This is a genomic window from Serinicoccus shuyuelongi, assembly GCF_045032955.1.
In the GTDB taxonomy this organism is placed as follows: Bacteria; Actinomycetota; Actinomycetes; order Actinomycetales; family Dermatophilaceae; genus Ornithinicoccus.
This window is the reverse complement of the sequence record NZ_JBJFZU010000015.1, coordinates 22,250-42,526: the sequence shown is the minus strand read 5'-3', so window position 1 is coordinate 42,526 and position 20,277 is coordinate 22,250. Positions and strand designations below refer to the sequence as shown.

At 73.5% G+C, this 20,277-nt stretch carries 23 protein-coding genes; 16 read left to right on the top strand and 7 right to left on the bottom strand.

Features of this window, described 5'->3' with window-relative positions; genetic code table 11:
* The first annotated feature begins 44 nt into the window (after nucleotides 1–44).
* Nucleotides 45–845 carry a hypothetical protein gene (locus ACI3EY_RS15850; protein ID WP_405036222.1) on the top strand — a complete coding sequence of 267 codons (801 nt, stop codon included), beginning with the start codon at nucleotides 45–47 and terminating at the stop codon, nucleotides 843–845.
* A gap of 8 nt (nucleotides 846–853) precedes the next feature.
* On the opposite strand, the gene ACI3EY_RS15845 is transcribed toward ACI3EY_RS15850, so the two are convergent.
* Both ACI3EY_RS15845 and ACI3EY_RS15840 read right to left on the bottom strand, forming a co-directional pair.
* Nucleotides 854–1,348: a heme-binding beta-barrel domain-containing protein gene (locus ACI3EY_RS15845; protein ID WP_405036223.1), complete on the bottom strand. Its 495-nt coding sequence runs from the start codon at nucleotides 1,346–1,348 to the stop codon at nucleotides 854–856.
* Between the two features lie 22 nt (nucleotides 1,349–1,370).
* The gene (locus tag ACI3EY_RS15840) at nucleotides 1,371–2,582 is read right to left on the bottom strand and encodes an LCP family protein (protein WP_405036224.1); all 1,212 of its coding nucleotides are present in this window, start codon (nucleotides 2,580–2,582) and stop codon (nucleotides 1,371–1,373) included.
* 97 nt (nucleotides 2,583–2,679) lie between these two features.
* Between ACI3EY_RS15840 and ygfZ the strand changes: the two genes are divergently transcribed.
* From ygfZ to ACI3EY_RS15820, 4 genes are read left to right on the top strand one after another with little or no spacing between them, the layout of a single operon-like run.
* Nucleotides 2,680–3,696, top strand: a complete 1,017-nt coding sequence (ygfZ, locus tag ACI3EY_RS15835) for a CAF17-like 4Fe-4S cluster assembly/insertion protein YgfZ (protein ID WP_405041064.1) — start codon at nucleotides 2,680–2,682, stop codon at nucleotides 3,694–3,696.
* A gap of 35 nt (nucleotides 3,697–3,731) precedes the next feature.
* The gene (locus ACI3EY_RS15830) at nucleotides 3,732–4,748 is read left to right on the top strand and encodes an asparaginase (RefSeq protein ID WP_405041063.1); all 1,017 of its coding nucleotides are present in this window, start codon (nucleotides 3,732–3,734) and stop codon (nucleotides 4,746–4,748) included.
* Entirely contained in the window at nucleotides 4,745–5,179 is a 435-nt protein-coding gene (gene dtd / locus ACI3EY_RS15825; protein WP_405036227.1) for a D-aminoacyl-tRNA deacylase, read from the top strand. The genes ACI3EY_RS15830 and dtd overlap by 4 nt, the downstream gene beginning before the upstream one ends.
* 9 nt (nucleotides 5,180–5,188) lie before the next feature.
* Entirely contained in the window at nucleotides 5,189–5,518 is a 330-nt protein-coding gene (locus tag ACI3EY_RS15820; RefSeq protein WP_405036228.1) for a DUF2516 family protein, read from the top strand.
* Here the strand turns inward: ACI3EY_RS15820 and ACI3EY_RS15815 are convergent.
* Nucleotides 5,503–6,396 carry a class I SAM-dependent methyltransferase gene (locus ACI3EY_RS15815; RefSeq protein WP_405041062.1) on the bottom strand — a complete coding sequence of 298 codons (894 nt, stop codon included), beginning with the start codon at nucleotides 6,394–6,396 and terminating at the stop codon, nucleotides 5,503–5,505. The two genes, ACI3EY_RS15820 and ACI3EY_RS15815, sit on opposite strands and share 16 nt — an antisense overlap.
* 81 nt (nucleotides 6,397–6,477) lie before the next feature.
* Here ACI3EY_RS15815 and mshA point away from each other — a divergent pair, with 81 nt between their 5' ends.
* From mshA to ACI3EY_RS15800, 3 genes are read left to right on the top strand one after another with little or no spacing between them, the layout of a single operon-like run.
* Entirely contained in the window at nucleotides 6,478–7,779 is a 1,302-nt protein-coding gene (mshA, locus tag ACI3EY_RS15810) for a D-inositol-3-phosphate glycosyltransferase (protein ID WP_405041061.1), read from the top strand.
* The gene (locus ACI3EY_RS15805; protein ID WP_405036231.1) at nucleotides 7,772–8,317 is read left to right on the top strand and encodes a YbjN domain-containing protein; all 546 of its coding nucleotides are present in this window, start codon (nucleotides 7,772–7,774) and stop codon (nucleotides 8,315–8,317) included. Before mshA ends, ACI3EY_RS15805 begins: the two co-directional genes overlap by 8 nt.
* Before the next feature lie 9 nt (nucleotides 8,318–8,326).
* Complete coding sequence (locus ACI3EY_RS15800; RefSeq protein ID WP_405036232.1) at nucleotides 8,327–9,082, top strand: phosphoglyceromutase; 756 nt, start codon at nucleotides 8,327–8,329, stop codon at nucleotides 9,080–9,082.
* Between the two features lie 3 nt (nucleotides 9,083–9,085).
* On the opposite strand, the gene ACI3EY_RS15795 is transcribed toward ACI3EY_RS15800, so the two are convergent.
* Nucleotides 9,086–9,769, bottom strand: coding sequence for a winged helix-turn-helix domain-containing protein (locus ACI3EY_RS15795; protein WP_405036233.1), 684 nt, complete (start codon nucleotides 9,767–9,769; stop codon nucleotides 9,086–9,088).
* Nucleotides 9,766–11,040 (bottom strand): sensor histidine kinase, encoded by a 1,275-nt coding sequence (locus ACI3EY_RS15790; RefSeq protein ID WP_405036234.1) that lies wholly within the window; start codon nucleotides 11,038–11,040, stop codon nucleotides 9,766–9,768. Before ACI3EY_RS15790 ends, ACI3EY_RS15795 begins: the two co-directional genes overlap by 4 nt.
* A gap of 185 nt (nucleotides 11,041–11,225) precedes the next feature.
* Here ACI3EY_RS15790 and phoU point away from each other — a divergent pair, with 185 nt between their 5' ends.
* On the top strand, nucleotides 11,226–11,927 hold the full coding sequence (gene phoU, locus ACI3EY_RS15785; protein ID WP_405036235.1) for a phosphate signaling complex protein PhoU: 702 nt from the start codon (nucleotides 11,226–11,228) through the stop codon (nucleotides 11,925–11,927).
* 24 nt (nucleotides 11,928–11,951) lie between these two features.
* On the opposite strand, the gene ACI3EY_RS15780 is transcribed toward phoU, so the two are convergent.
* The gene (locus tag ACI3EY_RS15780; protein ID WP_405036236.1) at nucleotides 11,952–12,491 is read right to left on the bottom strand and encodes a hypothetical protein; all 540 of its coding nucleotides are present in this window, start codon (nucleotides 12,489–12,491) and stop codon (nucleotides 11,952–11,954) included.
* Between the two features lie 229 nt (nucleotides 12,492–12,720).
* On the opposite strand from ACI3EY_RS15780, the gene ACI3EY_RS15775 reads away from it, so the two are divergent.
* Both ACI3EY_RS15775 and ispD read left to right on the top strand, forming a co-directional pair.
* Complete coding sequence (locus ACI3EY_RS15775; protein WP_405036237.1) at nucleotides 12,721–13,203, top strand: CarD family transcriptional regulator; 483 nt, start codon at nucleotides 12,721–12,723, stop codon at nucleotides 13,201–13,203.
* On the top strand, nucleotides 13,200–14,408 hold the full coding sequence (gene ispD, locus ACI3EY_RS15770) for a 2-C-methyl-D-erythritol 4-phosphate cytidylyltransferase (RefSeq protein WP_405041078.1): 1,209 nt from the start codon (nucleotides 13,200–13,202) through the stop codon (nucleotides 14,406–14,408). The genes ACI3EY_RS15775 and ispD overlap by 4 nt, the downstream gene beginning before the upstream one ends.
* A gap of 97 nt (nucleotides 14,409–14,505) precedes the next feature.
* Here the strand turns inward: ispD and ACI3EY_RS15765 are convergent, their stop codons facing one another.
* A complete protein-coding gene (locus ACI3EY_RS15765) occupies nucleotides 14,506–15,495 on the bottom strand; it encodes a hypothetical protein (protein ID WP_405041060.1) in 990 nt (329 codons plus the stop codon).
* 262 nt (nucleotides 15,496–15,757) lie between these two features.
* Here ACI3EY_RS15765 and ACI3EY_RS15760 point away from each other — a divergent pair, with 262 nt between their 5' ends.
* The 5 genes from ACI3EY_RS15760 (at nucleotide 15,758) to cysS (ending at nucleotide 20,263) form a co-directional block, all read left to right on the top strand.
* The gene (locus ACI3EY_RS15760; RefSeq protein WP_405041059.1) at nucleotides 15,758–16,894 is read left to right on the top strand and encodes an S-(hydroxymethyl)mycothiol dehydrogenase; all 1,137 of its coding nucleotides are present in this window, start codon (nucleotides 15,758–15,760) and stop codon (nucleotides 16,892–16,894) included.
* A complete protein-coding gene (locus tag ACI3EY_RS15755) occupies nucleotides 16,891–17,520 on the top strand; it encodes an MBL fold metallo-hydrolase (RefSeq protein ID WP_405041058.1) in 630 nt (209 codons plus the stop codon). The genes ACI3EY_RS15760 and ACI3EY_RS15755 overlap by 4 nt, the downstream gene beginning before the upstream one ends.
* A gap of 30 nt (nucleotides 17,521–17,550) precedes the next feature.
* The gene (locus tag ACI3EY_RS15750; protein ID WP_405036241.1) at nucleotides 17,551–17,835 is read left to right on the top strand and encodes a hypothetical protein; all 285 of its coding nucleotides are present in this window, start codon (nucleotides 17,551–17,553) and stop codon (nucleotides 17,833–17,835) included.
* A 149-nt stretch (nucleotides 17,836–17,984) separates the two neighbouring features.
* Nucleotides 17,985–18,752 (top strand): YidC/Oxa1 family membrane protein insertase, encoded by a 768-nt coding sequence (locus ACI3EY_RS15745; protein WP_405041057.1) that lies wholly within the window; start codon nucleotides 17,985–17,987, stop codon nucleotides 18,750–18,752.
* Nucleotides 18,753–18,763: 11 nt separating this feature from the next.
* Nucleotides 18,764–20,263, top strand: coding sequence for a cysteine--tRNA ligase (cysS, locus tag ACI3EY_RS15740; protein WP_405041056.1), 1,500 nt, complete (start codon nucleotides 18,764–18,766; stop codon nucleotides 20,261–20,263).
* Nucleotides 20,264–20,277: the final 14 nt, after the last annotated feature.

Genomic DNA, 20,277 nt, shown 5'->3' with positions numbered 1-20,277 from the left:
GACGGGTCAGCGGTGCGACGCAGGGCGTGCGGCAAGATGGGGGGATGGTGCAGACGGGCGAGGTGGAGCGGGTCCAGGACCACATCTCGCGCGCCTCCGTGCCGCTGGCGGCGGTGGTGGGCGTGGTCACCGTCATCCTGGCGGTGGCGGCGGTCTCCGGGCCGCTGATGCTGGCGGTCGGGCTGGCGGCCTGCGCCGTGGTGGTGGCCTGGGGCTGGGCGGGGACCTTCGGGCTGCCCTCGCCGCGCGGGACGCTCACCGTCGTCCTGGTCGGTGGCCTGGTGCTGGTCGGCGCCGTCGCCGTGCAGGAGGAGGAGCCCTGGCTCGGGTGGGTGCCCGCTGCACTGGCCCTGGCGATGATCGCCGCCTTCGTCCACCAGATCCTGCGCCGTGACGGCCGTCCGCGGGTGGTGCAGTCGGTCAGCTCGGTGGTGCTCGGCCTGACCATGGTGGGCTCAGGGGTGCTGATGCTGCCGGGCAGCCACACGGCCGAGGGGATCGCCCTGCTGCTGGGTGCCCTGGCCGGGGCGGCGGCCTCCGCGTTCACCGACCTGCTGGGCCGGTGGCGCGCGCTGCGGCCGTGGCTGGTGGCGCTGGCGATGGCCGGCGGCGGCGCGGCGGGGGTCGCGGTCGGGGTGTGGCTGCACGGCAGTCCGACGACCTGGCTGCTGGTGGGGGTGGCGGCCGCGGCGCTCAGCCAGGCCCTGCGCGCGGTGCTGGGCGGGCTGCCGACGGTGAGCCACGCCCGGCCCCGCCTGGTGGTGGGGGTGTCATCGGTGCTGATCGTAGGCGTGGTGCCCTACCTGGTGGGGATGGTCTTCCTGCCGATGTCGCTCACCGGCTGAGGCTGCCCTCAGACGCGCCGGAGCTCGGCGGAGACGTGCGAGGTCATCTCGTGGCCGGTGGCGGCCATGTCCATCACCCACATCATGTTGCCGTTGACGTAGCCGTACATCCGGTGCGCGGCGCCGTACTCCTTGGCGTGCGGGCTGCGGATGACCCCGTCGGTGCGGACCTCCGCCCGGGCCGGCTCGGTGCTGCCGTAGTACAGCTCGACGATGCCGGTGGGGTGCGCGAGCAGCAGCTCGACCTCACCACCCGGCTGGGGGCGCCAGAAGCCGGTCTCGACCGCCGACGGGCTCTCCTGGTTGCCCTGCTCATCGAGCAGCCAGCTGCGGGAGGTCCACATCAGGAAGGGGCGCCCGTCGTGGGTCACCTCGACCTCCTGCCCGAAGTTCCGGGACTCGATGGAGGGGTAGCCGACGACGCCGGCGCCGGCCCAGGATCCGATCATCCAGGCCAGGGGGGCGCAGTCGGGGTGCATGGTGGGGTCGATCTCGATGGGCACGCCCCCATGGTATGCGCCGGGCTCAGCCGCCGAAGCCCTGCCGGGGGGAGACCTCGTCGACGTAGGACTCCATCGTGTCCTCGCGCAGGTGGGTGGACAGGCTGTCCATCTGGTCGTCGGCCAGCAGCACGATCGAGCCCGCCACCGGGTGGTCGGAGATCCCCGTCCACGGCGCCGTCTCGAAGTGGATGTCGTCGCCGCGCACGCTGCGCATGGCGAACCCGAGGTCGCGCATCCGGCTCACCTCGAGGTCGGCGTCCACGGTGAGGTTGGTGGTCGCGGCGTCCACGAAGCGCGCCACCCGCGCCGGGTTGGTCAGCGTCTCCGAGCTCAGCGCCTTCTGCATGAGGCCCTTGATGAACGCCTGCTGACGCTGCCCGCGGGAGATGTCCCCCTGGGACAGGGCATACCGCTCCCGGACGAACTCCAGCCCGGTGTCACCGTCCATGTGCATGACGCCCTGCGGGAAGCCGGGGGAGGCCTCGGCCACCTGGACGTCCACCCCGCCGACCGCGTCGGTCATCGCGCGGAAGCTCTCGAAGTTGACCAGGACCACGTGGTCGATCGGCACGTCGATCAGCGGCTGCAGCGTCTGCACCAGCAGCGGGGCGCCGCCGTAGGAATAGGCCGCGTTGATCTTGGAGGAGCCGCCGGTGCCGGGGATCGGGACGAACAGGTCGCGCGGGAAGTGGATCAGGTCGACCCGGTCCCGCTCGTCGCTGATGTGCATCAGCACGATGACGTCGGAGCGGCCGCGCTCCTGGGACAGGTCCCGGCTGTCGGTGCCGACGATGAGGAAGTTCATCGCCTCACCGCTGCTCTCGGGGCGGGCCGGGGTGGTCGCCGAGAACTCGCTCTGGGTGACCTCGATCGGCTGCCCGTCCTCGCCGACGATCGGCGGCGCGTCCTCGTCGATGTCGCCGTCGCCCTCCAGGCCGGAGTCGTCGATGTCGTCGTCGGTGGAGTCGTCGTCACCGGGCTGGGTGCCGCCGAAGGTGTCGGGCGAGATGGTGACCACCGAGTCCTGGGTGGCGTTGAGGTCCTCCCGCTCGAGGTTGTTCTCGACCGTGCGCTGCAGGTAGAAGGCATACCCGCCGAGCGCGATCACCCCCACCAGCGCGAGCACGCCGATACCGACCACCAGCATGCGCAGCGGACGTCGTTCCCGTCGTCTCTCCCGGCGCGACCCGCGGCGGCTGGTTCCGGTCGCGCGGGAAGACTCCTCATACCCCATGTGTTCCATCCTACGACCGCCACCAGGGAGTCCCCTGGACGACGGCTAGCGTGGGTGTCCACCCACCTGTGCCCCACCCCGAGGAGACGAGTCACGGATGAGCATCCTGCTGCAGCGCCACGGAGCGGTCGAGGGCACCGGCGTCGACGCCGGCGTCGCCGCCCACTACGGCAACCCGAACCGTGAGCAGCGACTGCTGGCCGAGGGGCTGGCGGTGGTCGACCTCTCGCACCGGGGCGTGGTCACGGTCACCGGACCGGACCGGCTCAGCTGGCTGCACTCGCTGACCACCCAGCAGCTCACCGACCTGCCCCCGCGCACCTCGGTGGAGACGCTGCTGCTCACGCCCAAGGGCCACATCGAGCACGCGCTGCACCTCGTCGACGACGGGACGACCACCTGGCTGACCACCGAGCCGGGAGCGGCCGGCGCGGTCACCGGCTGGCTGGAGTCGATGCGCTTCATGCTGCGGGTCGAGGTGGAGGACGTGAGCGACCGGTATGCCGTCCTCGGCGAGCCGATGGCGCGCGAGGCCGCCGAGGGGGAGCCGCTGGCCTGGGTCGACCCGTGGCCGGGGCCGGTGGGCGACACCTTCTGCTACGGCCCCGAGGCCGACGACCACCCGGCCACCGGTCGCGCCTGGCGCGAGCTGCTGGTGCCCCGTGGCGAGCTGGCGGCCACCGTCGGCGAGCGACCGCTGGCCGGGACCTGGGCCGCGGAGGCGCTGCGGGTCGAGGCCTGGCGCCCGCGGGCCGGCGTGGACACCGACCACCGGACCATCCCGCACGAGCTGGACTGGCTGCGCACCGCCGTGCACCTGCACAAGGGCTGCTACCGCGGGCAGGAGACGGTGGCCCGGGTCAAGAACCTGGGACGTCCGCCCCGTCGGCTGGTCTTCCTGCACCTGGACGGGTCCGGCCACGTGATCCCCGAGCCGGGCGCCGAGCTGACCCCGGTCGAGGGCGGTCGGGCGGTCGGGATGCTGACCACCGTCGCCCGGCACGCCGAGGACGGGCCGATCGCGCTCGCCCTGGTCAAGCGCAACCTGGACCTGGGCGCCACCCTGCTGGCCGGGGAGACGTCGGCGGCGCAGACGGCCGTCGTCGCCCCCTGAGGCCCACCGGGCGCTCCGGCTGGCAGGATCGGCCCATGGCTACGACCTCCCTGCTGAGCTCCGGATCCCCCCTCGGGCACGCGCCCGTCGTCGCCGAGGTGGTGCGCAACGGTCTCGTCGAGTCCGTGCACCACGGGGTGGTCGCGCTGACCGACCCGCACGGCACCGTGAGCCTGGGGATCGGCCCGGTGGACGCCCCGATCCTGCCGCGCTCCTCGTTGAAGCCGCTGCAGGCCCTGGCCATGCTGCGGGCCGGTGCCCCGCTGGAGGGGGAGCTGCTGGCGCTCGCCTGCGCCAGCCACTCCGGGGAGCGGCTGCACCTGGACGGCGCGCGGGCGATCCTCGCCTCGGTGGGGCTGGACGAGTCCGCGCTGCAGAACACCCCGGACCTGCCCTACGACCAGGGGGAGCGCTCCTCGTGGCTGCGGGACGGGCACACCCCCACGTCGGTGGCGCAGAACTGCTCCGGCAAACACGCCGGGATGCTGGCCGCCTGCGTGGCCGCCGGGTGGGACACGGCGACCTACCGTGACCCGGGCCACCCGTTGCAGCGGCTGGTGGTGGAGGTGGTCGAAGAGCTGACCGGGGAGAGCGTCGCCGCCACCACCGTCGACGGCTGCGGGGCCCCGGCCCTGGCGGTCTCCTCGGTGGGGCTCGCCCGCGCCTTCGGTGCCGTGGCGGCGGCGGACCCGGGCACCGACGCGGGTCGGGTCGCGGACGCGATGCGCGCGCACCCGCGCCACCTGGGTGGCACAGGGAGGGACGTCACCGAGCTGGTCACCGCCGTGCCCGGGCTGATCGCCAAGGACGGGGCGGAGTCGGTGTATGCCGTGGGCCTGGCCGACGGCCGCGGCCTCAGCGTCAAGATCACCGACGGCGGGGACCGGGCCAGGGTGGTGGTGGCGACCGCCGTGCTCCGGGGCGCCGGGGTGGGGGTGGCCAACCCCGAGATCGCCCGGGTGCTGGACGCCCTGGACGCCCGCGCCGTGGTGCGCGGGCACGGCGAGCCGGTCGGCGCGGTCCGGGCCCTGGTCGACCCCGGCGCACCGTGAGGGCGGTGCTGCAGCGGGTCACCCGCGCCGAGGTCCGGGTCGACGGCGAGGTGGTCGGCCGGATCGGCGCGCCGGGGATTCTGGCGCTGGTCGCGGCCACCCACGAGGACGGCCCCGAGGACGTGGCGACGGTGGCCCGCAAGATCGCCGAGCTGCGGATCCTGCGGGACGAGCGCGGGGTCGCCGAGACCGGTGCGCCGGTGCTGGTGGTCAGCCAGTTCACCCTCTACGGCAGCACCACCAAGGGGCGCCGGCCGTCCTGGGGCGCGGCCGCCCCCGGGCCCGTCGCCGAGCCGCTGGTGGACGCCGTGGTGCAGGACCTGCGCGACCGGGGGATCGAGGTCGCCACCGGCCGGTTCGGAGCCGCGATGGAGGTCGAGATGGTCAACGACGGCCCCTTCACCGTCATCGTCGACAGCCGGACCGCCTAAACTGGGTGCATGCCAGCCATCTACGAGGCTCAGAACCTGCTGCAGATCGTCATCGGCGCCGGCCTCTTCGCGATGATGGTCTGGGCGCTGGTCGACTGCGCGCGCACCCGGCCCGACGCCTTCGTCGCGGCGAGCAAGCGCACCAAGACCTTCTGGCTGCTGCTCACCGGTGGCGCCACCGCCATCGGCTTCATCTTCCTGTTCAGCCCGTTCAACCTGTTCAACATCGTCGCCGTGGTCGCCGCCGGGGTCTACCTCGCGGACGTGCGTCCGGCCGTGCGCTCGGTGCAGGGCCGGGGCGGGCCGAACACGCACATGGGGCCCTACGGCCCCTGGTGAGCCGCCCCGGCGGGTGACGGCGAGACGCAGGCCCAGTCCACGGTCAGCTCGCCCAGCCGCCACCGGGCCGCCCCGTCGCGCACCGGCCAGCCCTGATCCCGCAGCGCCCGCGCGGTGGCGACGAAGCGCTGCCGGGCCCCGAAGTCGGCCAGTGGTGCCTGCCGTGCCCAGGCGTCGTCCAGCGCCCGCATGAGGGTATGCACCCGCTCACCGGGCACGTTGCGGTGGATCAGCGCCTTCGGCAGCCGCTCGGCGACGGCCGAGGGCGGGCCCAGCCCGGCGAGCCGCAGCGACAGGGTCAGGGTGCGGGGCACCGCCTCCCCGTCCGGTCCCCGGCGCACGTCGACCCAGGTGGCCAGCCGGCCCAGCTCGTCGCAGGTGCCCTCCTCCAGCGCGCCGCCCGGGGCCAGCCGGCCGACGACCCGCCCCCACGCCGGGAGGACCTGACCCTCGTCGTACTGGCGGAGCACGTTGAAGGCGCGCACCACGCTGGGGCGTCCTCCAGCGCCTTCACCGTCACCTACGCCATCGCCGTCACCCACACCAGCGGGGAGCGGCACCTCGAAGCCGCCGTGCAGGAAGTCGACCCGGGGCGGGTCGGCCAGCAGCCGGCCGCGACGCACCCGGTCGGCGTCGATCTCCACCCCCACCAGCCGCACGTCCGGGCGGACCCGGGCCAGCCGGTCGGCCAGCTCCAGGACGGTCACCGGGGACGCCCCGTAGCCGAGGTCGACCACCACCGGCGGACCGGGCGCTCCCCGCAGCACGTCCCGCAGGGCATACGCCATCCACCGGTCGACCCGGCGCAGGCGGTTGGGGTGGGTGGTCCCGCGGGTGACGCTGCCGACCGGGCGGGGTCGGGCGGCTCGGGCGGGCACCGCCCCAGCCTAGGGCCCGCTCCCGGGCCGTCGCCGCCACCACGCCTCGCCCGCACCGGGTGCCCGTGCCAGACTTGCGGGGTGAGCAGCGACGGTCCCACCCCGGCTGCCGCGCGCCCCGTGCGCCGGGTCGCGATGGTCTCCCTGCACACCTCCCCGCTGGAGCGTCCCGGCACCGGTGACGCCGGCGGGCTCAACGTCTACGTGGTGGAGACCGCGACCCGGCTCGCCCGCCGCGGGGTCGAGGTGGACATCTTCACCCGCGCCACCAGCGCCACCCAGCGGCAGAGCGTCGACCTGGAGCCGGGCCTGGGGGTGGTGGTCCACCACGTCACCGCCGGTCCCCTGGAGGCGCTGGGCAAGGAGACCCTGCCGGGGCACCTGTGCTCCTTCGCGGCGGACATGTCCCGGCACGTGGCGGGCCTGGTGGAGGGGCACTACGACGTCATCCACGCGCACTACTGGCTGTCCGGGCAGGTGGGCTGGGTCGCCTCCGACCGGTTCGACGTGCCGCTGGTGCAGACGATGCACACCATGGCCAAGGTGAAGAACCGGGCGCTGGCCGCCGGGGACACCCCCGAGCCGCAGACCCGCGTCTCCGGCGAGGAGGAGGTCGTCGCCCGGGCGGACGCGCTGGTCGCGAACACCCCGGCCGAGGCGCGTGAGCTGACCGAGCTGTATGCCGCCCCTCCCGGCAGCGTGCACGTGGTGCCGCCCGGGGTGGCGCTGGAGACCTTCCGGCCCGGGGACCGGGCGGAGGCCCGGGCCAGGGTGGGGCTGGCCGCGGACGCGGTGGTCCTGCTCTTCGTCGGGCGTATCCAGCCGCTGAAGGCGCCGGACGTGCTGGTCCGGGCTGCCGGCCGGATGCTGCGGCGCGACCCGTCGCTGGCCGGGCGTCTCGTGGTCCCGGTGCTGGGCGGGCTCTCCGGCTCCGGGCTGGCCCGGCCGGAGTCGCTGCAGCGGGTGGTGCGCGAGGAGGGCCTGGAGGGTCAGGTCCGCCTCGTCCCCCCGGTCTCCCGCAGCGAGCTGGCGACCTGGATGCAGGCCGCCGACCTGGTCGCGGTGCCCTCGCACAACGAGTCATTCGGGCTGGTCGCGGTCGAGGCGCTGGCCTGCGGGACCCCGGTGGTGGCGACCAGGGTGGGGGGCCTGCCGCTGGCTGTCGGCGACGTCGGCGTGCTGGTCGAGGGGCACGACCCGGACGACTGGGCGGCGGCGATGTCGGACGTGCTGGAGCAGGCGGCCGAGCCCGGGTGGCGCGAGGACCACTCCCGGCGGGCGGTGGCCCACGCCGGGCAGTACTCCTGGGAGCGCACCGTCGACGCCCTGCTCGAGGTCTACGCTGCGGCCGTCGCGACTCGGCAGGGGGTGCTGCATGGGTGAGGGAGGCCGGACCGTGGACCCGCTGGTCAGCCTGCGCGGGCACCTGGACACGCTCGAGGTGCCCTGGGAGGAGGGCACCCGGCCCGGGGAGACGGTGCTGACGCTGCCGGGGGAGCGCAAGCTGCGCACCGTGCTGTCGCTGGTCGTCGGCGAGCGGGCGCTGGACCTGCGCGCCTTCGTCATCCGGAACCCGGACGAGAACCACGAGGCGTTCTACCGGCACCTGCTGCGCCGCTCGCTGCGCCTCCCCGGGGTGGGGTATGCCGTGGACGGCAGCGGCGACGTCTACCTCACCGGGCGGGTGCCGCTGGCCGGGCTGGACGAGGACACCCTGGACGAGCTGCTGGGCGCGGTGCTGGCGGGCTGCGACGACCCCTTCAACGAGCTGCTGCGGCTCGGGTTCTGGACCTCGATCCGGCGGGAGTGGGCCTGGCGGCTGGACCGGGGGGAGCCCACCGCGAACCTGGAGGCGTTCCGTGCCGAGCTGGAGGCGCTGGACGCCCGGTCGCCGGAGGAGGGCGGTCCCCGGGATCGGTAGGGTGGTGGCATGAGCGAGGCCGCACACACCCTGATCCTGCTGCGCCACGGCGAGAGCCTGTGGAACGAGGCGAACCTGTTCACCGGCTGGGTGGACGTCGACCTCACCGAGACCGGTCACGTGGAGGCGCGCCGGGCCGGTGAGCTGCTGCTCGCCGAGGGGCTGCTGCCGGACGTGCTGCACACCTCCCTGCTGCGCCGGGCGATCACCACCGCCAACACGGCGCTGGACGTCGCGGACCGGCACTGGATCCCGGTGCACCGCAGCTGGCGGCTCAACGAGCGGCACTACGGCGCGCTGCAGGGCCTGAACAAGGCCGAGACCCGGGAGAAGTTCGGCGAGGAGCAGTTCATGCTCTGGCGCCGTTCGTTCGACACCCCGCCGCCGGCCATCGAGGACGACGCCGAGTACTCCCAGGCCGCCGATCCCCGGTACGCCGACCTCGGCGCAGACCTGCCCCGGACCGAGTGCCTCAAGGACGTCATCGCCCGGATGCTGCCCTACTGGGAGTCCGCGGTGGTGCCGGACCTGACCGCGGGCCGCACGGTGCTGGTGGCCGCGCACGGCAACAGCCTCCGCGCGCTGGTCAAGCACCTGGACGGGGTCGGCGACGACGAGATCGTCGGGCTGAACATCCCCACCGGCATACCGCTGCTTTACGAGCTGGACGCCGACCTGCGCCCGACCACCCCGGGCGGGCGCTACCTGGACCCGGACGCGGCCGCCGCGGCCATCCAGCAGGTCGCCTCCCAGGGCACCACGTAGGGCTCAGCCGGCCTCGAACTTGTAGCCCAGCCCGCGCACGGTCACGATGTGCCGCGGGTTGGAGGGGTCCGGCTCGACCTTGGCCCGGAGCCGCTTGACGTGCACGTCCAGCGTCTTGGTGTCGCCGACGTAGTCGCTGCCCCAGACCCGGTCGATGAGCTGGCCGCGGGTGAGCACCCGGCCCGCGTTGCGCAGCAGCATCTCCAGCAGCTCGAACTCCTTGAGCGGCAGCGAGACGGTCTCCCCGTCGACCCGGACGGTATGCCGTTCCACGTCCATCCGCACCGGTCCCGACTCGATGGTGGCCGGGAGCAGCTCCTCGGGCTCGCTGAGCCGGCGCAGCACCGCCTTGATCCGGGCCAGCAGCTCGCGGCCCGAGTAGGGCTTGGTCACGTAGTCGTCGGCGCCGAGCTCCAGGCCCACCACCTTGTCCACCTCGGAGTCCTTGGCGGTGAGCATGATCACCGGGACGCTGGAGCGCTGGCGCAGCGCCCGGCAGACGTCCACGCCGGAGAGCCCGGGCAGCATCAGGTCCAGCAGCACCAGGTCGGCGCCGTTGCGGTCGAACTCCGCCAGGCCGTCCGTCCCCGTCTCGGTGACGGTGACCTCGTACCCCTCCTTCTCGAGCAGGTAGGAGAGCGGGTCGGAGAAGGACTCCTCGTCCTCCACCACCAGGATGCGGGTCATCGGGTCACCTTTCCTCGGGGTCGGTCGGTCGCGGCGGACGACGCCGTGGTCGGCGCGTCACCGCCGTGGTGCTCGGTCGTCTGCGGGTACTGGTCCGGCCGGTACGGTGCGGGGGAGCCGACCGCGCGGGTGTCACCGGCCGCCGCGGGAAGCCGCAGGGTGAAGGTGGAGCCCTGCCCCTCCTCGCTCCAGACGGAGACCTCGCCGCCGTGGCCGGCGCAGATGTGCTTGACGATCGACAGGCCCAGGCCGGTCCCGCCGGTGCGCCGCGAGCGGGCCGGGTCCACCCGGTAGAAGCGCTCGAAGATCCGGGTCTGCTCCTGGACCGAGATGCCCTGGCCCTGGTCGGAGACGGAGACCTCGACGAGGTCGCCGGAGCGGCGGGTCACCACGCCGATGCGGGTGCCGTCCTCGGAGTAGGCGATGGCGTTGGTCACCAGGTTGCGCACGGCGGTGGTGATCAGCTCCTGGTCGCCGTAGATCCGTAGGTCCTCCGGCGCCCCGGCGCGGGCGGCGACCACCGTCCGGCCCCCGGCGACCAGGCGGGTCTGCTCCACCGCCTCGGTGGCGCAGGCGGCGACGTCGATGATGACCATGTCGGCCAGCACGTCGTTGGTCTGCAGCCGGGACAGGTCGACGATCTCGGTGACCAGCCGGGTGAGCCGCTCGGTCTCGGTCTTCATCCGCCCGGCGAAGCGGGCCACCGCCGCGGGGTCGTCGGCCGCACCCTGCACCGCCTCGGCCAGCAGCGCCAGGCCGCCCACCGGTGTCTTGAGCTCGTGGCTGACGTTGATCACGAAGTCCCGGCGCACCTCCTCGACCCGGCGGGCCTGGGTGCGGTCCTCGACCAGGATCAGCACCAGGTCGTCGCCGAAGGGTGCGACCCGCACCCCGAGCAGCACCCGTCCGGGGCCGACCGGCCCACGGGAGACCTCGAGCTCCTCCTCGTGGATGCGGCGTTGCCCGAGCACCCGGACGGCCAGCTCCCGGAGCCGGACGTTGACGAGGTCCTCGCCGCGGACCAGGCCCAGCGCCAGGGCCGTCCCGGTGGAGGTCCGCACCCGGGCCGAGCGGTCGACGATGATCGCGCCGGAGCGCAGCACGGAGAGGACCTCCTTGGCGCCCTCCGGGACCACCGTGGGCCGGGAGGGGTCGTCGACGAGGTCGGCGGCGTCGGGCCCGTCCGTGCCGGGTCGGCGCAGCCACCAGACCAGGGCCGCGACCAGGAGGCCGACGACGAGGCCGAGGATGCCCGCGTTCAGGGGTGTCACAGGGTCAGCCTAGGCTGGACCGCAGACCGGTCCGTGCACCGCCGGGGTGCCCCGCAGGCCCGGGCAGGGCACAATTCACCTCGAGGTAGCGTGCCGTTCACGTCGACCTGAGACCGTCCAGGCTGGGGCCGGGTGTCTACTGGGCGCCAGCACCGCACACTCCACGCCGAAAGGGTCACATCACCATGCGCAGCGCATTCCAGGAGGAGCTCGACCTCATCAGCGAGCAGCTGGTGCAGATGAGCCGCCTGTCGGCGACCGCGCTCCAGCGGGCCACCGCCTCGCTCATGGGGACCGACCTGAACGTGGCCCAGCAGGTCATCTCGGACGACCAGCTGATCGACGCCCTGCGCCGGGACCTGGACAACCGGGCGATCGACGTGCTGGCCCGCCAGCAGCCGGTCGCGACCGACCTGCGCCAGATGGTGACGGCCCTGCGGATGAGCTCGGACCTGGAGCGCACCGGCGACCTGGCCCGGCACGTGGCCAAGCTGACCCGGCTGCGCTACCCCGCGCACGCCCTGCCGGAGGCGCTGCGGCCGCTGTTCGCCGAGATGGCCACCACCGCCGAGGCGATGGTGCTGCGGGCCGGGGAGATCATCGGCAGCAAGGACGCCGGCGGCGCCACCGAGCTGATGAAGGCCGACGACACCATGGACCGGCTGCACCGTGAGGTCTTCCAGACGCTCCTCGAGCCCGGGCAGACCTGGCCGGCGCAGGTCACCGTGGACGCCACCCTGCTGTCGCGCTACTACGAGCGGTATGCCGACCACGCGGTCTCGGTCGCGCTGCGCGTCGTCTACCTGGTCACCGGCGTCTGGCACGACGAGACGCTGCCCGGTGACGACGGTCGCTACCCCGGAAGCGTCCCCCGCGGCGACGCCTGAGCGAGGCTGGACGCCTCAGCGGGGCTAGTGGTCGCCGTCCTCCATGGAGTGCGGCTCCACCGTGCCGCCCGCGTCGTCCGCGAACCGCTCGTAGGGGCCCTGCGGCAGGAGCACCGGGGCGTTCGCGGTCAACGTCTCACCAGCAGCGCTGAGCCGGATCTCGATGCTCTGCCCGGCGGGGCTGTCCAGCGTCGGCAGCGCCAGCGGCTCGCCGGGGGTGCCGTCGGGGGCGGTGCCGTCCAGCCGGACCGCGGAGTTGCCGGAGACGGTGATCTCGGGGGTGAGGCTGGTCCCGGCAGCGGTGACGCTGACCGCCAGCTCCTCACCGGTCTGGTTGATGACCGACCCGGAGATCACCGCGGGGGCGCCGTCGCCGTGGCTGACCACGAGCAGGTCGCGCACGTCGAAGCCGGTGCCGTCCACCTGGACGCCGTCCGCGGGGGCGTACTGGAACGTCGTGGTGGCGGGGGAGTTCAGCTGGCAGCCGGAGAGGGCGAGGGCGCTGAGGGCCGCGGCGGCCAGGGCAGCGCGGCGACGGGTGCGGGAGGTCGGTGCGGTCGTCACCGGGCCAGCCTATCGCGCGCCCGCGGGGGCGGGGCGCCGGTACCGCTCACCTGCAGGAACGCCTCTCCGGGGCGTCCGCCAGCGGCCCGCGGGCGGGTCCTCACAGGCTCCTCCCAGCACATGGGATGGGTGATGTCAACCCCCTGACCAGCAGTTATGCCGTCTCAGTGATTACGTGACCTGCGCCACGCGTGGTATTCTGAGGGTCCGCGAAAGGGGCAATATCACGATGTCGTTCAAGGTCGGAGAGACAGTTGTCTACCCCCACCACGGTGCCGCACTCATCGAGGAGATGAAGACGCGGACCATCAAGGGCGAGGAGAAGCTCTACCTCAAGCTCAAGGTCGCCCAGGGCGATCTGACCATCGAAGTTCCCGCCGACAACTGCGATCTGGTCGGTGTCCGCGACGTCGTCGGCAAGGAGGGCCTGGACAAGGTCTTCGCCGTGCTGCGGGCCGAGCACACCGAGGAGCCGACCAACTGGTCGCGCCGCTACAAGGCCAACCTCGAGAAGCTCGCCTCCGGTGACGTGATCAAGGTGGCCGAGGTCGTCCGCGACCTGTGGCGTCGGGACAAGGACCGTGGCCTGTCCACCGGTGAGAAGCGCCTGCTGTCCAAGGCCCGTCAGATCCTGGTCAGTGAGCTCGCGCTCGCCGAGAAGACCAACGAGGACACGGCCGAGGCCACGCTCGACGAGGTCCTCGCCTCCTGAGCGTCGGGCTCGTCCTGGTCGCTGCCGGCCGGGGCACCCGCCTCGGTGCGGGGATGCCCAAGGCCCTCGTCAGGGTCGGTGACGGTGCGTCCGCGCGACCGCTGGTGGTGCATGCTCTCGAGCAGGCTGGCGGCACCGACGGGCTCACCCATGTCGTCGTCGTCGCCCCGCCCGACGACGGGGTGCAGGCCATTTCTGATGCCCTCGAGGAGCACGCCACCGCGCCGGGCCGGGGGGTGACCCTCCAGGTCGTGCCCGGTGGCGTCGAACGTGCCGACTCGGTCGCAGCCGGGCTGTCCGCGCTCCCGGGCGAGGTGGACGTGGTGCTGGTGCACGACGCCGCCCGCGCGTTCGCCCCCACCTCCGTCTTCGACCGGGTGGTCGCCGCGGTGCGCGGCGGGCACGACGCGGTGGTGCCTGCGCTGCCGGTGACCGACACCGTCAAGCAGGTCGTCACCGGCGGGGAGGTCGAGCGGGTCGCCTCCACCCCCGACCGTTCGACGCTGCGCGCCGTGCAGACCCCGCAGGGCTTCCGCCGGCAGACGCTCGTCGAGGCGCACGCGCAGGCGTTGGGGGAGAACCGGCATACCGACGACGCGGGGATGGTGGAGGCCGCCGGGGGGCAGGTGAGCGTGGTGCCCGGGGAGGTCAGGGCGATGAAGGTCACCACCCAGCAGGATCTCGAGGTGGCCGCCCGCTGGGTGGCCGAGGGCGCACCGGCGTCGCCGCGCTGGCCACGCACCGGCGTCGGCATCGACGTGCACGGGTATGCCGAGGACGAGCGCAGCCTGTGGCTCGCCTGCCTCGAGTGGCCAGGGGAGCGCGGGATCGAGGGGCACTCCGACGGCGACGTCGCGGCGCACGCAGCCTGCGACGCCCTGCTCTCGGCGGCCGGGCTCGGGGACCTGGGCTCGGTGTTCGGCACCGGCCGCCCGGAGATGGCCGGGATCCACGGCGCGCAGATGCTGGCCCATGTCACCGAGCTGCTGGCGGCGGCAGGCTGGGCCGTCGGCAACCTCGCCGTCCAGGTGGTCGGCAACCGGCCCAAGGTCGGCCCCCGGCGAGACGAGGCGGCGGCCGCGATGTCGGCGGCGCTGGGCGGCGCGGCGGTGTCGGTGAGCGCGACCACGACCGACGGGCTCGGGCTCACCGGCCGCGGGGAGGGCGTGGCCTGCATCGCCACCGCCCTGGTGGTGCCGGCCTAGCGGACCGACTCGAGGCGTGTAGTCATGCCTGTGCAAGAACGGTGTGACACATCTGTCGCCCGCACGACGGATGTGTCACACCGATTCCGCACAAGGGTCACCGGCGGGCAGCGGGTTCGGTATGCCGCACCAGCGGCATCGGCGCGGGTGGCCCCAGCTCGACCAGCTGCTCGACCCTGGCCAGGAAGCGGCGCGGCTGGGCGTGCAGGGTCCAGGGGGTGACCCCGAGGACCCGCAGACCCGCGCCCACCATCGCCGAGTCCTTCTCCACGGTGGCGGCCCACCGGTCGCCACCCTGGTCGTCGATCCCCTGGTGGTACTGCCGGGAGTGCACCTGGATCGCGACACCGAGCGTCGGCAGGTAGCCGTCGGGGCACCCCAGGAAGCGCCCGGTGGGGGTATGCACCAGGGTGCGGTTGGTCAGCAGCTCCGGGAGCGATGGGTGGGCGTCCCAGAGCCGGCGCAGCACCGCCTCGGGACGGGACCAGGCACCCTGGGTGAAGGACTCCAGCCCCGAGCGGAGGCTCGTCACCGCCGCCTGCGGGCGCTGCCACAGCTCTGCGTCCAGCTCCTCGACCGTGGCCAGGCCCCGCTGCAGGATCGTGATGGTCAGCGCCTCCAGGTCGGAAGGCCGGAGCCGCTCGAGGCAGGTCGCCTCGAGGCACACGGCATCGACGAGCGCCCGCGCGGCCGGGGCGACCGCCAGCAGACCGTCGCGGAGCGCGACCCGCGGCTGGCGGCAGGTCCGGACCGACCGGGCCAACCCGTGCTCCCGGGCCCGGGCGGTCTGCGGGACCAGGAAGGTGGCCACGGCCGGGGGTGGGGCCTTCACGGCGTGCAGGCTGAGGGCGGTCAGCCCGGTCAGGACCGCGGCAGGACCGGCCCACAGGGCGAGCGCGGTGAGCAGCTCGGGCCCGGCGACGGGGCCGCGATGAGGCACCACGACCCCGGGGTAGGGCGTCTGCCACGACGTGGCCCGCCGGTGCCGGATCTGCGCCTCGGTCCAACCGGCCTCCCGGAGCTGGCGGTAGGTGGCCAGCCCGTGCTGGCCGGGGATCTTCGGGAAGGCAGGCTGGTCCGGCGGCATGGGGTTCAGCCTCCCGCGATCCGGGCGCGGGTGGAGGCCCCTGTGGACAGAGGGCATACCTGTGCAGGAACGGTGTGTCACATCCGTCGCCCCTACGACGGATGTGTCACACCGTTTCCGCACATGCATGGGTGGGCACGGTAGGAGGGCGGTGGTGGATGCGCAGGTGTGGTGGGCGCGAGGGCGCGGGACGGCATACCGTGGGGGCAGTGGCGGAGGCAGCGACAGCCACCGCAGGACAGTCAACGACCGGGAGGTCCACATGCCGCAGACCGTCAAGGGCGTCATCGCCCGCAGCAAGGGAGCCGACGTCGAGGTCGTCGACATCGTCGTCCCGGACCCCGGCCCCGGGGAGGCCGTGGTGAAGGTGGAGGCGTGCGGCGTGTGCCACACCGACCTGCACTACCGCCAGGGCGGCATCAACGACGAGTTCCCGTTCCTGCTGGGCCACGAGTCCGCGGGCACCGTGGAGGCCGTCGGCGAGGGGGTCACCGAGGTGGCGCCCGGCGACTACGTGATCCTCAACTGGCGGGCGGTCTGCGGCCAGTGCCGCGCCTGCGCGAAGGGCACCCCGTGGTACTGCTTCGACACCCACAACGCCGCGCAGAAGATGACGCTGGCCGAGGGCGACGAGATGGCCGGCACCGAGCTCTCCCCGGCGCTGGGCATCGGTGCCTTCGCCGAGAAGACGCTGGTGCACGCCGGCCAGTGCACCAAGGTCGACCGGGAGGCCCCGGCCACCGCGGCCGGCCTGCTCGGCTGCGGCGTGATGGCCGGCTTCGGCGCCGCCGTCAACACCGGCCAGGTCACCCGCGGCGACTCGGTGGCCGTGATCGGCTGCGGCGGGGTCGGTGACGCCGCGATCGCCGGCGCCTCGCTGGCAGGCGCCACCACCGTCATCGCGGTGGACGTCGACGACCGCAAGCTGGAGACCGCGAGGAAGTTCGGCGCCACGCATACCGTGAACAGCTCCCAGGTCGACGCGGTGGAGGAGATCCGGTCGCTGACCGGCGGCAACGGCGCCGACGTGGTCGTCGAGGCCGTGGGCCGCCCGGAGACCTACCGGCAGGCGTTCTACGCCCGTGACCTGGCCGGCACCGTGGTGCTCGTCGGGGTCCCCACCCCGGAGATGGAGGTCACCCTGCCGCTGCTGGACGTCTTCGGCCGCGGCGGCTCGCTGAAGTCCAGCTGGTACGGCGACTGCCTGCCCTCGCGCGACTTCCCGATGCTCATCGACCTCTACCGCCAGGGCCGCTTCGACCTGGACGCCTTCGTCACCGAGACCATCGGGCTGGGCGACGTCGAGTCGGCCTTCGACAAGATGCACACCGGCGACGTGCTGCGCAGCGTCGTCGTCATGGACAACGGCACCACCACCTCCCAGGAGGCCACGGCATGAGCGCCCGCATCGACCACGGGACCACCTCCGGCACCTTCGACCTGGACGGCGGCAGCTGGGAGGTCGACAACAACGTCTGGGTCCTCGGTGACGACACCGAGTGCGTCGTCATCGACGCCCCGCACGACGCCGCCGCGATCGCCGAGGTCGTCGCCGGCCGCACGGTCCGGGCGATCCTGCTGACGCACGGGCACAGCGACCACGTGGACGCCGCCTTCGACCTCAAGGAGAGCGTCGACGCCCCGCTGCACCTGCACCCCGACGAGGCCCCGGTCTGGGAGCTCACCCACCCCGACCGGCGCTGGGACGAGGACCTGTCAGACGGCCAGGTCATCGAGGTCGCAGGCGTCTCCCTGCACGTGCTGCACACGCCGGGCCACGCGCCGGGCGCCTGCTGCTTCCACGTGCCCGAGCTGGGCGTCGTCTTCTCCGGGGACACCCTCTTCCAGGGGGGCCCGGGCGCGACCGGTCGGTCGTTCAGCGACTTCGACACCATCGTCGCCTCGATCACCGACCGGCTGCTGACGCTGCCCGAGGAGACGGTGGTGCACACCGGTCACGGCGACTCCACCAGCATCGGCGCCGAGAAGCCGCACCGGCAGGAGTGGCTCGACAACGGCTCCTGATCTGCGCCGTGGGGTTGTAGCCTGGAGCGCATGAGCCCGCGGATCGAGCACCTGCCCCTGGTGGGCCTGCTGCTGCCGCTGCTCACGGTCGTGGCGCTGCTGTCCACGACCGGGGACGGCACCACGACGCACCTGCTGGTGGCGCTGGTGGCCGGGATGGCGGCCCTCGCCGCCGGGTCCGGAGCGGTCCCGCTGCGCGCCCGCACCGCCTCGGTGCGGCACCGCAGCGAGGTATGCCGCGCCACCGGTGTGCGCTCCAGCGCGCCCGACCGGCGTGGGGTGCGGGCACGTCCGCGCGCCCCGGGGCTGGGCTGACCCGACCCCCTCCCTGCCCCCGGGTGATGCCCGGGCGGCGGCTCCGAGCGACGTCTCGTCGTGCCCTCGGGACGGAGGACGGGTCGGTCCGACGACCACCCAGCCCCCCGCATACCCCACCGGTGTGCCGCGCCCCAGGAGCAGTTCCCATGTTCGCCTTCCTCGACCCCGTCCTGATCCACCTGCACGACCTGCTCGCTGTCCTCGACCCGTGGGTCCCGGCGGCGCTCGTCGTGGTCCTGCTGACCGTCGCCATCCGGCTGGCGCTGCACCCGATGAACCGGGGCATGCAGCGCGGCACCCTCCGCCGGCGGGACCTGCAGCCACGCCTGGAGAAGCTGCGCGCCGAGCACCCCGACGACCCGCAGGCGCTGCAGCGCGCGACCCTGGACCTCTACCGGGAGGAGGGCGTCTCCCCGCTGCCGGGGTGCCTGCCGATCCTCATCCAGCTGCCCGTCTTCTCGATGGTCTACCGGCTGTTCACCGCCCAGGAGATCGACGGCCAGCACAACCAGCTGCTGGACCACACCTTCCTCGGCACCCCGATGTCGGACCACCTGTTCACCACCGGGACCGGGAACCACTGGGTCTTCCTGGTCCTCATCGGCCTCACCCTGGTGGTCGCCGCCTTCGCCGCGCGGCAGATGCGCCGCCACCTGGCCCAGGACAAGGCGGCAGCAGCGGCGGCCCGGGAGGCCGCCGGTGTCCCGCCCGCGCAGCTCAGCGACCAGCAGCGGATCATGCAGGACTCGATGGAGCAGATGACCAAGGTGCTGCCGCTGATGTCCTTCCTCACCGTGCTCGCGGTGGTCTCGCTGCCCCTGGCCGCCGGGCTCTACCTGGTCACCAGCTCCTCCTGGGGGCTGCTGGAGCGGGCCAGCCTGCGCCGGATCGGGACGAGCGCCTCCCCCGGGTAGCCTTGATGCTCGTGAGCCTGCACCTGTTCGACACCGCCACCCGTGAGCTGCGCCCCTTCGAGCCGCTGCGTCCGGGATGCGTCGGGGTCTACATCTGCGGGCTCACCACCCAGGGCAGCCCGCACATCGGGCACGTGCGCTTCGCGGTCGCCTTCGACATCCTGCGCCGCTGGCTGGAGCGCGGGCACGGCTACGACGTCACGCTGGTGCGCAACGTCACCGACATCGACGACAAGATCCTCACCAAGTCGGCGCAGGCGGACCGGCCATGGTGGGCGTGGTCGTACCTGCACGAGCGGGAGACCGCGAAGGCGCTGGACCTGCTCGGGGTGCTGCCGCCGACCTACGAGCCGCGCGCCACCGGGCACATCACCGAGCAGCTCGAGCTGATCGGGACGCTGCTCGAGAAGGGGCACGCGTATGCCGCGGAGGACGGCAGCGGGGACGTGTACTTCGACGTGCGCTCCTGGCCGGGGTACGGCGAGCTGACCCGGCAGCGGCTGGAGGACATGGAGCCGGCCGGGGACGCCGACCCCCGCGGCAAGCGGGACCCGCGCGACTTCGCGCTCTGGAAGGGGCACAAGGAGGGGGAGCCGGAGACCGCGAGCTGGCCTGCACCCTCCGGCCGGGGGCGCCCCGGCTGGCACCTGGAGTGCTCGGCGATGGCCCGCAAGTACCTCGGCGACGCCTTCGACATCCACGGCGGCGGGGTGGACCTGCGTTTCCCGCACCACGAGAACGAGCAGGCGCAGTCCCGGGCCGCTGGCCTGCCCTTCGCCGGCACCTGGCTGCACAACGCCTGGGTCACCGTCAAGGGCGCCAAGATGGGCAAGTCGCTGGGCAACGCGCTGGCCGTCACCGAGCTGACCCGCACCGTCCGGCCGCTGGTGCTGCGCTACTACCTGGGGGCCGTCCACTACCGCTCCGTGATCGAGTACGGCGAGGGCTCGCTGGCCGAGGCCGCGGCCTCGGTGGAGCGGGTCGAGGGCTTCCTGACCCGGGCGCTGGAGACGCTGGGGGAGAGCGGCGCCGCGCTCACCGACGAGGTGCGTGCGGAGGACGGACGCCACGGGGTCTTCCCGGAGGCGTTCCGGGCCGCGATGGACGACGACCTCAACGTCTCCGAGGCGCTGGCGGTCGTCTTCGGTGCCGTCCGGGAGGGCAACAAGCTGCTGGAGGCCCGGAGCGCTGGCGGGAGCGCCGGGAGCGGTGACGGCGCGGACGTCGGTGCGCTGCGGCATACCGCGGCGCAGGTGGTCGCGATGCTGGACGTGCTCGGCTGCAACCCGCTGGACCCCGGCTGGTCGGCCGGCGCCGGGCAACCGGCCGAGAGCGGGCAGGACCGAGGCCGGCAGGTGCTGGAGGCCCTGGTCGCCGAGCGGCTGCAGGCCCGGGCGCAGGCACGTCAGGACAAGGACTTCGCGACCGCGGACGCCATCAGGGACCAGCTGAGCGACCTCGGCGTGGTCATCGAGGACACAGCGACGGGCGCCCGCTGGGCGCTGCGCTGAGACGAGCGGGAGAG

What these genes read in the sequence shown, in the direction of transcription:
- ACI3EY_RS15775 (WP_405036237.1), top strand. Translation starts at nt 12,721, where the DNA reads ATGTCGTTCAAGGTCGGAGAGACAGTTGTCTACCCCCACCACGGTGCC.
- ACI3EY_RS15840 (WP_405036224.1), bottom strand. Translation starts at nt 2,582, where the DNA reads ATGGGGTATGAGGAGTCTTCCCGCGCGACCGGAACCAGCCGCCGCGGG.
- ACI3EY_RS15805 (WP_405036231.1), top strand. Translation starts at nt 7,772, where the DNA reads ATGGGTGAGGGAGGCCGGACCGTGGACCCGCTGGTCAGCCTGCGCGGG.
- ACI3EY_RS15750 (WP_405036241.1), top strand. Translation starts at nt 17,551, where the DNA reads ATGAGCCCGCGGATCGAGCACCTGCCCCTGGTGGGCCTGCTGCTGCCG.
- ACI3EY_RS15850 (WP_405036222.1), top strand. Translation starts at nt 45, where the DNA reads ATGGTGCAGACGGGCGAGGTGGAGCGGGTCCAGGACCACATCTCGCGC.
- ygfZ (WP_405041064.1), top strand. Translation starts at nt 2,680, where the DNA reads ATGAGCATCCTGCTGCAGCGCCACGGAGCGGTCGAGGGCACCGGCGTC.
- ACI3EY_RS15795 (WP_405036233.1), bottom strand. Translation starts at nt 9,769, where the DNA reads ATGACCCGCATCCTGGTGGTGGAGGACGAGGAGTCCTTCTCCGACCCG.
- ACI3EY_RS15760 (WP_405041059.1), top strand. Translation starts at nt 15,758, where the DNA reads ATGCCGCAGACCGTCAAGGGCGTCATCGCCCGCAGCAAGGGAGCCGAC.
- ACI3EY_RS15765 (WP_405041060.1), bottom strand. Translation starts at nt 15,495, where the DNA reads ATGCCGCCGGACCAGCCTGCCTTCCCGAAGATCCCCGGCCAGCACGGG.
- ACI3EY_RS15800 (WP_405036232.1), top strand. Translation starts at nt 8,327, where the DNA reads ATGAGCGAGGCCGCACACACCCTGATCCTGCTGCGCCACGGCGAGAGC.
- ACI3EY_RS15755 (WP_405041058.1), top strand. Translation starts at nt 16,891, where the DNA reads ATGAGCGCCCGCATCGACCACGGGACCACCTCCGGCACCTTCGACCTG.
- ACI3EY_RS15820 (WP_405036228.1), top strand. Translation starts at nt 5,189, where the DNA reads ATGCCAGCCATCTACGAGGCTCAGAACCTGCTGCAGATCGTCATCGGC.
- phoU (WP_405036235.1), top strand. Translation starts at nt 11,226, where the DNA reads ATGCGCAGCGCATTCCAGGAGGAGCTCGACCTCATCAGCGAGCAGCTG.
- ACI3EY_RS15745 (WP_405041057.1), top strand. Translation starts at nt 17,985, where the DNA reads ATGTTCGCCTTCCTCGACCCCGTCCTGATCCACCTGCACGACCTGCTC.
- ACI3EY_RS15830 (WP_405041063.1), top strand. Translation starts at nt 3,732, where the DNA reads ATGGCTACGACCTCCCTGCTGAGCTCCGGATCCCCCCTCGGGCACGCG.